A 12177-nucleotide genomic window follows, 5' to 3' on the forward strand; every position below is an offset into this window, starting at 1 on the left:
TTTTATTAAATTAGATACAATGGAATGTGTAGGATTAGTATAAAGAAAAGGAAGGAATCGAATGGAGCAGCACTCTCATTATTTCTTTGCCGTTAAAATCTCCAAAGAAACGAAATTAGTGATGAAAGACCATCTTGAAAAATTGAAAGAAAAACTTCCGTTTAGCCGCTGGGTGCACTATTTGGATTTACATATTACTTTGGCGTTTCTCGGGGCTGCCTCTTCAGATAAACTGAAGCATTGCGATCAGCTTGTCTTGCAAGCTTTAGAAGAGTCAAACGAATTTACTTTAAATATTTACAAACTAGGCTTCTTCGGTCGTAAAAATGCTCCACGCGTGTTTTGGGCTGCTCCGCAAGAAAGTCCGGTATTAAACTCAATTAGACAAAGAGTCTATTCTGCTTGCGAGCAAGCGGGATTTGAACTGGAAACCAGACCGTTCTGCCCCCATATTACATTGGCAAGAAAGTGGAGGGGAGAGTTGCCTTTTCAGGATGAATTGGCTGCCTTTTGGGAGGAATTGCAGCCGAAACCGCTTCACTTTCAAGCAAGCGAAATTGCTTTATACAAAACACATCTTGGGCAGTCCCCGAAATATGAAGCAGTGAAAATATATCGTTTGCAAACTTGAATATCCGTAAACACTTATTAATTGAAGAAAAATAGCATATATTTGAACAAGAATGATGATTTAGGAGGAAGCAGATATGGAAAAGAGGGACTCGAATGATCGCTGCTGACCGGAAATTTCTTGCCTATTTGGATGATCTGAATATGATTACAATTCTTTTTCCCTTTTCCTATCATCATGGCAAGGCATCCTCTTTTTATATTTCAAATGGCTCGGAAATTCGTCCATTGTCAGTCATCAAGAAAGATAAAATTGAAAATTATGTTAAATATATTTGCAGGCTTAATTTTGAATTTCATTTCGGACGTCAATATTGGATTCTGGATGAGTATAACGGGAAAACAGATTTACAAATTGGCGCGGTGATCCGCACGGAGGCATTCGATCAAAAATTCTATTATGAAGGCGACGACCTCGGTGTAACATTCGGACAGGATGGTGTTTGCTTTAAGCTGTGGGCCCCAACAGCTGTACAAGTGAAACTAAAATTAAAGCCGCCTGAAAGCCCATTTGCAGAAATCATCAAGATGAAACGCTATGACCGCGGTATATGGTCTATTGTCATCAATCGTGAACTAGAAAACTACCAGTACAGCTTTCTTTTGCAAATTAATCAGGAATGGCGTGAAGCGGTCGATCCCTATGTGAAAGCCGTAACGGCGAACGGAAAATCTGGAGTGATTCTCAATCTAGAAAAAACACGAGAACCCTGGACAGAACTGCCTCCAATAGAAAGCCCTGTTGATGCAATCATCTATGAAACACATATCCGGGATTTTACCATTCACCCGGGCAGCGGGATTAAACATAAAGGATTATATCTTGGTGCCGGTGAACTTCATGCTAAAGGGAAAGATGGCGGAGCAACCGGATTGTCTTATGTTAAAGAATTAGGTGTAACTCATCTTCAATTACTTCCATTCAATGATTTTGCCGGTGTGGATGAATTAAATCCTGAACAAGAATATAATTGGGGCTATAATCCGCTTCATTTCAATACCCCTGAAGGTAGTTATTCAACTGACCCTGCCAACCCATATGCAAGAATTTGTGAATTAAAACAGTTAATTGAACAGATCCATCGTGCCGGACTTCGGGTGATTATGGATGTTGTCTATAATCATGTCTATATTCGGGAAGAATCATCATTTGAAAAGGTGGTACCCGGCTACTATTTTCGTCATGATGAACTCGGGCTGCCATCTAACGGAACTGGTGTTGGAAATGATATTGCCTCAGAACGGCGCATGGTGCGGAAATTTATTGTAGATTCCATCCGTTTTTGGATGGAGGAATATAATATTGATGGTTTTCGTTTTGATTTAATGGGGATTTTAGATATCGAGACAATGAAGGAAATTAGAGATGTCTGTAATCGGATTAAGAAAGATGCCATTATTGTCGGCGAAGGATGGAATCTGAATACGCCGCTCGCTTTCGAACACAAGGCGATCATCGCCAATCAAGATAAACTTTCGGATATTGCGCAATTCAATGATGTATTCCGCGATTGTCTAAAGGGAAGCACTTTTAACTTATTGGATAAAGGGTATGCTTTAGGCAATGAACATTATCTGGAGGCTGCCTGTGAAGCCATTACGGGAAGCATTGGGTACAATACGAATGGTCAAGGCTTGTTTCATGAACCTGTGCAATCCGTCAATTATGTGGAGTGCCATGATAATCATACACTATGGGATAAACTTCAAATTTGCCTTTCAGATGCCGATGACGAGATTCGGCGAAAATACCACCGGCTTGTGACAGGACTGTGTATATTATCTCAAGGAATTCCCTTTCTTCACAGCGGCCAGGAGTTCTTCCGCACAAAACAAGGTGAAGGAAACAGCTACCGCTCTCCAGATACGATTAATTGGCTGGATTGGGACCGGAAATCGGAGTTTAAAGATCATGTTGAGTATATAAAAGGACTTATTCACATCCGGAAAACATTTGCTTGTTTTCGGATGAGGACTGCCAAGGAAATTCAGAAGTGTATTCATCGTCTGCCGGCAGGCTCTCCAATAATTGGACTATTCTATCAAACAGACCAGGCAGAACTGGTTCTTGCTATTAATCCAAGCCTTAAAAACCATTCATTTCCACTTCCGGAGGGAGAATGGGCTGTTTTAGCCAATGAAGAGTATGCGAGCCGTTCTTCTCATAATGTCATTCAAGGGGGCACCATCATATTGGAGCCCATTTCATTAAATGTTTTGTTGAAAAAATAGTTACTTGACGAAAAAAGGCTATTGGAGCTAAAATCTAATAAGATAGCTATTGCAGAACTAGTTTCAATAGCTTTTTTTATTTGCTAAAAATTTAAGGATCGAATTTATTTGGACAGATCCATTAGATCGGCATAAATTGAAGGTGAACAGCTTTGGAACATATACTAGGACAAGAATGGGAAATAAGCCCTGCTGGAGGCGCAACGGGAGAAGCCTTTTATGCAAAGTTTGAAGATCAAAGGCTTTTTTTAAAGCGGAATTCCTCGCCGTTTCTTGCGGTACTGTCGGCAGAAGGGATCGTTCCAAAGCTTGTTTGGACGAAACGGCTAGAAAACGGTGATGTGATAACAGCACAACAATGGCTTGAAGGCCGTGAACTGAAACCACCGGAGATGAACCAAGAGCTTGTTGCCAAGTTACTAAAGAAAATTCACCGTTCAGAGCCGATGCTTGGAATGCTGAGCCGTTTAGAGAAATCACCGCTAAATCCAGATGCTTTTTTACAAGAAATCAACGGATTGGATGATAAAGTCCTATCATTACCATCTGTACAAAAGGCATTGCACTTCCTCTTAACGGAAAAAGATCATGTTTACAGTGAGGAGAAAGTGGTATGTCATGGTGATGTGAATCATAACAACTGGCTGCTTACGAAAGACAACCAGTTGTATTTAATTGATTGGGACGGGGCAATGATTGCTGACCCTGCAATTGATTTAGGCATGCTCCTATATTGGTACATCCCTGAAGAAAATTGGCAGGATTGGCTCAGCATGTATGGTGAAGTACTTACCGCCCATTTAAGGCTGCGTATGAAATGGTATGTAACGCTTCAGACCTTGTCATCGATTCAATGGTACAAGGATAAGGAGCGTCCGGAGGAAATGAATAAGTGGATCAATTTTTTATCTGAGATCCTTTAAATTATGAAAATTGACCGATTTCATTTACCCACTGGGACAAGTTTTCCCGATTCGCCAAAATATGCTGGTCCAAATCAGCTGTTTGGGCCCCTTGCTGGCTGTAATAGTAGATTTCCTGCAAAATGTTTTTTACATTTTGATCGATTTGTCCATTGACCATCAGGGATTTTACTAACCGTTCCAGTTGTTCACATTCTGCCACGGAACCTCGAGCATCAGTTTGATGATTGGTTAATATATCTGTAAGCAGTGTTACTTGGTCATTATGGCTTAATGGCATCCAAACACACCTCTCAAGTGAAAAGTTAAAAAGGAATTCACAGTTAGGTTGTGGATTCTTTTTTTGTTTATACATGAAATGGCAGAGTCCTTTAACAGGGAGTGCTTGCAAGCTTTTTGCAAGCGTGATATGTTTTTGAAAAAAAAGAAACAATAGGAGTGTCAGCATGAGACTTAGAAATAAACCTTGGGCGCAGGAAAGATTGGATCAGTATCCGCAATATGTTGTGCCTAATCCTGAAAGTTATAAAGGCAGATGGAATGAAGCATTTGACAGAAATCAGCCGCTGCATATAGAAGTAGGTACTGGAAAAGGACGCTTTATTACGGAAATGGCAAAGGCAAATCCGGAAATTAATTACATTGGAATTGAATTGTATAAAAGTGTTCTCGTAACAGCACTGGACCGTTTAATTGAAGCGGAATTGCCGAACGTTAAATTGTTGAATATCAATGCCGCGGATTTACAAAAATATTTTGCCAAGAACGATGTATCCAGAGTATATTTGAATTTTTCCGATCCATGGCCTAAGAAGCGACATGAAAAACGAAGATTAACCTATAAAGATTTTTTAAAGCTTTATGAAAGCATTATGGTTGATGAAGGGGAAATTCATTTTAAGACCGATAATCAGGGATTGTTTGAATATTCGCTGATAAGTTTTTCCGCATATGGTTTATTATTAACCTATATCAGCCTTGATCTTCATAACAGTGATTTTACAGGAAACATTATGACAGAATATGAAGAGAAATTTTCCCAACAAGGAAACCGGATTTATCGCTGTGAAGTAAAGTTTCGAAAATAATGTTTTGGGCAGCTTTTTATCAGGCTGCCCTTTTTTAGTTTTCTAAAAAGTCAGCCAATGGTAAACTGGAAGAAAGGGGGAAAAGTGATGGAATCATTAAAAATTGGTAATGTAAAAATGACCTGGCTGTCAGGCGGGGTCACGAATCTTGATGGAGGAGCCATGTTTGGTGTCGTTCCAAAAGCTTTGTGGTCAAAGAAATACCCGGTTAATGAAAAGAATCAAATTGAGCTGCCGACAGACCCGATATTAATTCAAATGGAAGGCATGAACTTGCTGGTGGAATCCGGCATCGGCCGCGGGAAGCTGACGGAAAAACAGCTAAGAAATTATGGTGTTACACAGGAATCAGATATTGAGGCTTCTTTAGAAACACTGGGACTGAGTCCGGAGCAAATTGATTATGTATTGATGACCCATTTGCATTTCGATCATGCTTGCGGCTTGACAACGCTTGCGGACGGACAGTATGTTTCCACCTTCCCAAATGCGAAAATTATTACATCACAGATCGAGTGGGATGAAATGAGAAATCCAAATATCCGCTCGAGAAATACATATTGGAAAGAAAACTGGCAGGCGATTGCGTCGCAGGTTGAAACCTTTGAAGAAACATGGAGTCTTGGTTCCATTAAGATGATTCATACTGGAGGCCACTCTAACGGCCATGCGATCCTCATCATTGAAGATAGCGGAGAAATTGCTGTCCACATGGCTGACTTAATGGCGACACATGCCCATCAAAATGTACTTTGGGTAATGGCTTATGATGACTATCCAATGGATTCCATTTTCGCAAAAGAAAAATGGCTTTCTTATGCTTTAGAGAAGCAGGCTTGGTTTACCTTCTATCACGATGCCTTCTACCGGGCGGTAAAATGGAGTCGGGATGGGAAGGAAATTGTTGAAAAAATTATTCGGCAAAAATAAAATAGCCGCATCTGCCATCAGATGCGGCTATTTGATCTAAGAGATGTTTAAACGACCGAACGTCTTGTGAGAAGCAAACTTCGGTAGATAAGAAGCGCTTATAACGCCCGAACCGCTTAGGAAAAGCAAACTTCGGTAGATAAGAGGCGTTCAAAACTCCCGAACTTCTAGAGCATTCTCATTAAGAAACCGCCTCTTCCTGCAATTGCCTTACCATTAAAATAGTCCCTGTTGAGGCATCAGCGATAAATTCGTATTGTTCTTTCTCGCCATTATGATTTCTGGAAATACCGCCTTTATAAACTTGATAAGATATATGATCTTTCTCAAAGGATTCAGGCTCCGTATAGATCCATGAACCATTAATCGGACCAACTTGTTTAAATTGCTTTTTTACCTGCTTTAAAATTTCATTAGGAGAAACTTTTGTGGCTCTGTTGATCATTTCGCAAACAGCATATCCTCCCAAAGCACCGGCTGCTGCACTAATCACAAACGTCTTCCAGTTCATTTACGGCCCCCCCTGAACATTTAAATTGAAAACGTCACATCGTTAAATCTTTTACAAGTATATCTTATTTGGACCGGAGAAGATAATATGACAGATAGAGAAAATGAAATATTGGTAAGGGATTCGAAATTTCTGTAAAATGAAACTGAATACATACTGACGAAAAGAGGAAAGGGATTAAACCATGAACGAACAAACTTTAAAACTGTTTCAAAGGTTAACGGAACTTCCCGGTGCTTCAGGAAATGAACATCTTGTCCGTAAATTTATGAAAGAACAGCTGTCCCAATACGCCGATGAAATTGTTCAGGATAAATTAGGGAGTATTTTTGGGGTGAAAAAAGGAAACGAACAAGGCCCGACTGTCATGGTTGCCGGCCATATGGATGAAGTCGGCTTTATGGTAACGGCGATCACCGATAATGGCATGGTGCGGTTTCAACCGCTGGGTGGCTGGTGGAACCAGGTTCTTCTTGCCCAAAGGGTCCAAATCATGACAAACAACGGACCCGTCATCGGGGTTATTGGTTCGATTCCGCCGCATCTCTTAGATGAAGATAGAAGAAATAGGCCGATGGAAATAAAGAATATGCTGATTGATATCGGGGCTGATGATCGTGAAGATGCGATAAAGATTGGAATCAAGCCAGGGCAGGCGATTCTGCCGATCTGTCCATTCACCCCAATGGCGAATAAGAAGAAAATTTTAGCGAAGGCCTGGGATAATCGTTACGGCTGTGGTCTTGCCATAGAACTTTTACAAGAATTGAAAGATACAACCTTGCCAAATATCCTTTATTCAGGGGCTACCGTCCAAGAGGAAGTCGGGTTGCGCGGGGCACAAACAGCGGCCAATATGATTAAGCCGGATATCTTTTTTGCCCTGGATGCCAGCCCGGCCAATGATGCGAGCGGGGACAAAAATGAATTCGGCCAGTTAGGAAAAGGAACATTGCTGCGCATTCTGGACAAATCCATGGTGACACACCGCGGGATGAGAGAATTTGTCTTAGATATGGCTGAAACACATCATATTCCATACCAGTACTTCGTATCACAAGGCGGAACGGATGCCGGCAAAGTTCATATAGCAAATGAAGGGGTTCCAAGTGCCGTAATCGGAATTTGCTCAAGATACATTCATACCCACGCTTCGATTATTCATGTGGATGATTATGCTGCTGCTAAGGAGCTATTAGTTAAACTGGTTCAGGCTTGTGACAAAACAACAGTAGAAACTATTAAATCCAATAGTTAAGAAATGGGGTTTGGCTGTTATCCAGCATGCCCTTTTTACAGGGGTGAACAATCATGAAAGTCATCATCGGATCTAAAAATCCAGCTAAAATCGCTGCAGTGAAAAATGGTTTTTCACAGCTAGAAGCGGAATTTATTGCTTTAGATATTCCATCAGGTGTCAGCGCCCAGCCGTTTTCTGACGAAGAAACCATTAAAGGGGCGGTTAATCGTGCAATGGGAGCGTTGAAAGAAGGAAGTGGCGATATTGGCATCGGTCTGGAGGGCGGTGTTCAGGAAACAAGTGCAGGACTGTTTATTTGCAATTGGGGAGCACTTGCAGCCAAAAATATGAAGCCAATCATTGCCGGCGGGGCAAGAATCCTACTGCCAGAGGAAATAGCAGCAAGACTCCGGGCCGGGGAAGAGCTTGGTCCGGTAATGGAGACGTTTGCCAAACAAAAAAATGTTAGACACCATGAAGGAGCCGTCGGAATTTTTACAAATGGCATGGTAAACCGTGTCGACATGTTTACGCATGTGATGAAGCTTTTAGTAGGACAATATACATACGCACTTGAGCCATTAAAAAAATAATACTGGTCTTTAGTGATTGCATATTGATAGACGCAGAGATATTGACATTGTTATAATTTAAAAGAGGAAAATAACATTGGGAGGTGCAAGACGAATGAAAAATTTAGAATCAATCGAGCAATTTGAAGAACTAAAAAATCATGGGAAAACGATCTTTATGTTTTCGGCTGCATGGTGCGGAGACTGCCGTTTCATTGAACCGGCTCTACCAGAAATTGAAGCCAAATTTACCGACTATACATTTATTCACGTAGATCGCGATCAATTTATCGATTTATGCCAACAGATGGATGTTTACGGTATTCCAAGCTTTATCGCCTTTGAAAATGGAAAAGAACTTGGCCGATTTGTCAGCAAAGACCGGAAAACACAAGAAGAAATTGAAGCATTTATTACAGGATTAGAATAATCCCGTTTCAAAGCCTCTATTTTCATTATGTTGGAGATGGAGGCTTTTTCATGTACAATAATTATTAGTCTCTTTACGGGAGGGATCAATATTGAACGTCAATCAAATAAGGCGGGAATTAGAAGCGAGATTATCCAGTGAAAACCGGAAGATTTCTTATGACCGCGACAAGGAACAGCTTCGAATTGAAAGCAAACAAACTGGAAAGGGCATCACGATTTCATTGCCGAAAGTGACGGCCAAATGGCACAGCGACAAGGAACAAGCATTAGAAGAAATTGTTTATTATGTGGAGGAAGGCCTGCGGGCGATGGAGGATACGATCCAGTTAACAGACCATGAAAGAAGAATCTTCCCGGTGATCCGTTCTGCCTCATTCCCAACGGAAGCTGAAGCAGGTGTCCCGTTTCTTTTGGATGAACATACAGCGGAAACAAGAATTTATTATGCTTATGATTTAGGAAAAACATACAGGCTGATTGACTCGAGAATGATGGAAAAAGAAGACTGGGTGCCGAGCCGTATCAAAGAAATTGCATTATTTAATGTTAGGTCGCTTACCACACCGCTAAAAGAGGACCAAGTGGCCGGGAATATTTTTTATTTTCTTAATACAAATGATGGATATGATGCGAGCAGGATTCTAAATAAGGTCTTCCTGAATGAAATGCAAGGGAAAATCACCGGAACAATGGTTCTTGCTGTTCCTCATCAAGATGTCTTAATTATCGGGGATATTCGTAATGACCGGGGGTATGATGTTTTAGCACAAATGACGATGAGCTTTTTTACAAGAGGGCATGTCCCGATTACAGCATTGTCGTTTTTGTACGAAAATGGGGAATTAGAACCAATTTTTATTTTAGGGAAAAACAAATAAGGAATTTAAAGGAGGATCACTTGAAAAAAGTGGTCTTTTTGTATCGCAAAAAATCACTCAAGGAGATATTTCGACTTAATTCTGCGGAAATCTGTCGAAAAAATCATAAATACTGCTAAAATAGAAAGATAGAAGATTGAAGGAAAGAGTGGTAGTTTTGAACTGGCTGCAAAACTTGTTGCAAAAGTTAAAAAAAGATGATGAAGAAGAAATTATGGAATCCACATTTGTTCAGGAAAAACAGGAAAGTATTCCGATGATCAAAAAAGACGCGATGAAGGATTTAGAAGCGAAAATCTCTTATCGGTACCCTAAAACAACTTCTCGCCGCCTAGAGGCATCAAGAAAAACATCAGAAGAATTTTTTCAACAAAGAAGAAAAAAGCGGATGAATGCTAAAAATATGAAACAGGAACAGCAGGAACCAATACGGATGCAAAATGAGAAGCAAAAGGAAAAAATAGATCAAAAGCCAAAAAGTCGGGGACCTTTTCATCCGACAGAAATTCCTTCTCCCGTGTTCGGTTTTCACCGGCCAAAAGAAACAAAGATGGTTGTTGAACATGAATTAACTGGTTTTTTTGAAGAAGATTCAAATGTCGTTCCGTTGAAGGAAGCAGCAGCACGATCGCAGGAAGAGGATAAAGATGCTGCTCCATTCCAGAAAGAAACGGAAAGAGTAACAGCCGGAACGGATGACATTTCTGTTTACACGGAAAAGCCTCAAGGACAGGAAGGTACCATTTTAGAACAGGGTACATCTTCATCCAATCTGGAAAAACAGGAAGAAGCTCAAACCACTCCGCCGGCTCGCAGGACATCAGGACGTTCCCATTTGCCTTTTAATGTTTTGATGTTAAAGCAGGATCGAGAATCATGGGAAGCACAAAAGAGAAAACAGACAGGGGAGACAAAACTGGCCGCGGTACCCCAATTCGCAAAACGGGAGCCATTGCCTCGTGCTGAAATACAAGAGGTTCCAAAGGAGACAACATTACTCCGTCCTGAAAATCGGGAAAAAATAGACTCCCAATCAGCTAAGCTGCATTCGGGAAAACAAGACGAAGTACAAATACATGGGGAATATCGTTTTCCGAATACAAATCTATTAAGTCCGCCCATATCGGAAATAAAAGATTCTGAATGGATTTCCAAACAACAAGAACTATTAAACCGGACGTTGCAAAACTTCCATGTTGGAGCACATGTTGTTCATGTCACACAGGGGCCGTCTGTTACCCGATTCGAGGTACAGCCGGATCCCGGTGTAAAAGTCAATAAAATTACAAATTTAAGCGATGATATTAAATTAAGTTTAGCGGCCAGGGATATTCGGATAGAAGCTCCAATTCCCGGAAAACATACGATTGGTATCGAGGTTCCTAATCAGACATCACGTCCGGTCAGGATCAGTGAAATTATTCAAAGCGGGGTGTTCCAAACTTCAGACTCCCCGTTAACAGCTGTGTTGGGACTTGATATTGAGGGAAATCCTATTGTTACGGATATTAAGAAAATGCCGCACGGATTGATTGCAGGGGCAACAGGTTCAGGTAAAAGTGTATGTATCAATTCGATATTGGTAAGTTTGTTATATAAAGCAAGTCCCGAGGATTTAAGGCTTTTGCTGATTGATCCAAAAGTAGTGGAATTAGCCCCCTACAACCGCATTCCCCATCTAGTCAGTCCGGTGATTACAGATGTCAAAGCGGCAACGGCTGCCTTAAAATGGGCTGTTGATGAAATGGAGCGGCGCTATCAGTTATTTGCTCATACAGGTGTCCGTGATATCAATCGTTTTAATGAACTGGCCATTAAAGATAAAAGGTATAGTGATAAGCTGCCATTTATCGTGATTATCATTGATGAGTTAGCGGATTTAATGATGATGTCACCTGCGGATGTAGAAGAGGCGATTTGCCGAATTGCCCAAAAAGCAAGAGCCTGCGGCATTCATCTACTTGTAGCGACGCAAAGACCATCCGTTGATGTCATTACGGGCTTAATTAAAGCCAATATTCCGACCCGGATTGCTTTTTCCGTGTCTTCTCAAGTGGATTCGCGCACAATTATTGATATAAGCGGTGCCGAGAAATTACTAGGCCGCGGAGATATGCTGTTTTTGGAGAATGGCTCTTCAAAGCCAGTACGGTTGCAAGGAACCTTTGTAACAGACGAAGAAATTGATCTTGTTACAGATCATGTAAGGCATGAGCAAGAACCAAATTATCTGTTTAAACAAGAAGATCTTTTAAAGAAAGCCCAAGTAGCAGAAGTAGAAGATGAACTCTTTCTGGAAGCTTGCGAGTTTATTATTGATCAGGGGGTTGCTTCTACTTCAAGTTTGCAACGGCGTTTTAAAATTGGTTATAATCGCGCTGCAAGGTTAATGGATCTTTTAGAGCAAAATGGTTATATTACCGGGGCGAACGGCAGCAAGCCGCGGGAAGTATTAATTACGGAAGCGGATTTGGATTCGATTCTCGATTCCAGCATAACAAATAATCATTCGTATTCTATATGAAGATCAGAGAAATACTAAATAATGGATAATCTGAAACAGCTAAAAAGATTACAAAATAGTTTTTATCAAAGAACAGTGCTATAATAGTGAAATGATTTGTATCTTGAAAAAATGTGCTCAAAGTGTTACTGATCGCAGATGTTGGCTGCAATCTTTGTAATGAGCAAATACAGACAAATGTCATATACTGTTTTTACAGATAGACGTTGGGTAGTGT

The 12177-nt window shown here is 40.8% G+C and carries 12 protein-coding genes; 10 read left to right on the forward strand and 2 right to left on the reverse strand.

Features of this window, described 5'->3' with window-relative positions; all coding sequences use genetic code 11:
• The first annotated feature begins 61 nt into the window (after positions 1 to 61).
• The 3 genes from thpR (at position 62) to BFU02S_RS03910 (ending at position 3785) form a co-directional block, all read left to right on the forward strand.
• On the forward strand, positions 62 to 631 hold the full coding sequence (thpR, locus tag BFU02S_RS03900; protein WP_066366884.1) for an RNA 2',3'-cyclic phosphodiesterase: 570 nt from the start codon (positions 62 to 64) through the stop codon (positions 629 to 631).
• A gap of 95 nt (positions 632 to 726) precedes the next feature.
• Complete coding sequence (gene pulA, locus BFU02S_RS03905; protein ID WP_066366885.1) at positions 727 to 2862, forward strand: type I pullulanase; 2136 nt, start codon at positions 727 to 729, stop codon at positions 2860 to 2862.
• Positions 2863 to 3014: 152 nt separating this feature from the next.
• Positions 3015 to 3785, forward strand: a complete 771-nt coding sequence (locus BFU02S_RS03910; RefSeq protein ID WP_066366888.1) for a phosphotransferase family protein — start codon at positions 3015 to 3017, stop codon at positions 3783 to 3785.
• A 1-nt stretch (position 3786) separates the two neighbouring features.
• Here the strand turns inward: BFU02S_RS03910 and BFU02S_RS03915 are convergent, their stop codons facing one another.
• Positions 3787 to 4065: a YtzH-like family protein gene (locus tag BFU02S_RS03915; protein ID WP_066366891.1), complete on the reverse strand. Its 279-nt coding sequence runs from the start codon at positions 4063 to 4065 to the stop codon at positions 3787 to 3789.
• Positions 4066 to 4231: 166 nt separating this feature from the next.
• Between BFU02S_RS03915 and trmB the strand changes: the two genes are divergently transcribed.
• Positions 4232 to 4873, forward strand: a complete 642-nt coding sequence (gene trmB / locus BFU02S_RS03920) for a tRNA (guanosine(46)-N7)-methyltransferase TrmB (RefSeq protein WP_066366894.1) — start codon at positions 4232 to 4234, stop codon at positions 4871 to 4873.
• Positions 4874 to 4960: 87 nt separating this feature from the next.
• On the forward strand, positions 4961 to 5803 hold the full coding sequence (locus tag BFU02S_RS03925) for a YtnP family quorum-quenching lactonase (RefSeq protein ID WP_066366897.1): 843 nt from the start codon (positions 4961 to 4963) through the stop codon (positions 5801 to 5803).
• Between the two features lie 181 nt (positions 5804 to 5984).
• Here the strand turns inward: BFU02S_RS03925 and BFU02S_RS03930 are convergent, their stop codons facing one another.
• Positions 5985 to 6314, reverse strand: a complete 330-nt coding sequence (locus BFU02S_RS03930) for a PepSY domain-containing protein (protein WP_066366900.1) — start codon at positions 6312 to 6314, stop codon at positions 5985 to 5987.
• A gap of 184 nt (positions 6315 to 6498) precedes the next feature.
• On the opposite strand from BFU02S_RS03930, the gene BFU02S_RS03935 reads away from it, so the two are divergent.
• The 5 genes from BFU02S_RS03935 to BFU02S_RS03955 all read left to right on the forward strand — a co-directional run bounded on the left by BFU02S_RS03935 (position 6499) and on the right by BFU02S_RS03955 (position 11960).
• Entirely contained in the window at positions 6499 to 7572 is a 1074-nt protein-coding gene (locus BFU02S_RS03935; protein ID WP_066366904.1) for a M42 family metallopeptidase, read from the forward strand.
• Positions 7573 to 7625: 53 nt separating this feature from the next.
• Positions 7626 to 8147: a DUF84 family protein gene (locus tag BFU02S_RS03940; RefSeq protein WP_066366907.1), complete on the forward strand. Its 522-nt coding sequence runs from the start codon at positions 7626 to 7628 to the stop codon at positions 8145 to 8147.
• A 94-nt stretch (positions 8148 to 8241) separates the two neighbouring features.
• A complete protein-coding gene (locus tag BFU02S_RS03945; protein ID WP_066366909.1) occupies positions 8242 to 8556 on the forward strand; it encodes a thioredoxin family protein in 315 nt (104 codons plus the stop codon).
• 91 nt (positions 8557 to 8647) lie between these two features.
• A complete protein-coding gene (locus BFU02S_RS03950; RefSeq protein ID WP_066366913.1) occupies positions 8648 to 9436 on the forward strand; it encodes a DUF1444 domain-containing protein in 789 nt (262 codons plus the stop codon).
• A 433-nt stretch (positions 9437 to 9869) separates the two neighbouring features.
• Positions 9870 to 11960, forward strand: coding sequence for a DNA translocase FtsK (locus BFU02S_RS03955; RefSeq protein ID WP_439950985.1), 2091 nt, complete (start codon positions 9870 to 9872; stop codon positions 11958 to 11960).
• Positions 11961 to 12177: the final 217 nt, after the last annotated feature.

Origin of the sequence: Neobacillus fumarioli NBRC 102428 (assembly GCF_001591485.1) — a bacterium.
Lineage (GTDB): Bacteria > Bacillota > Bacilli > Bacillales > Cytobacillaceae > Neobacillus > Neobacillus fumarioli.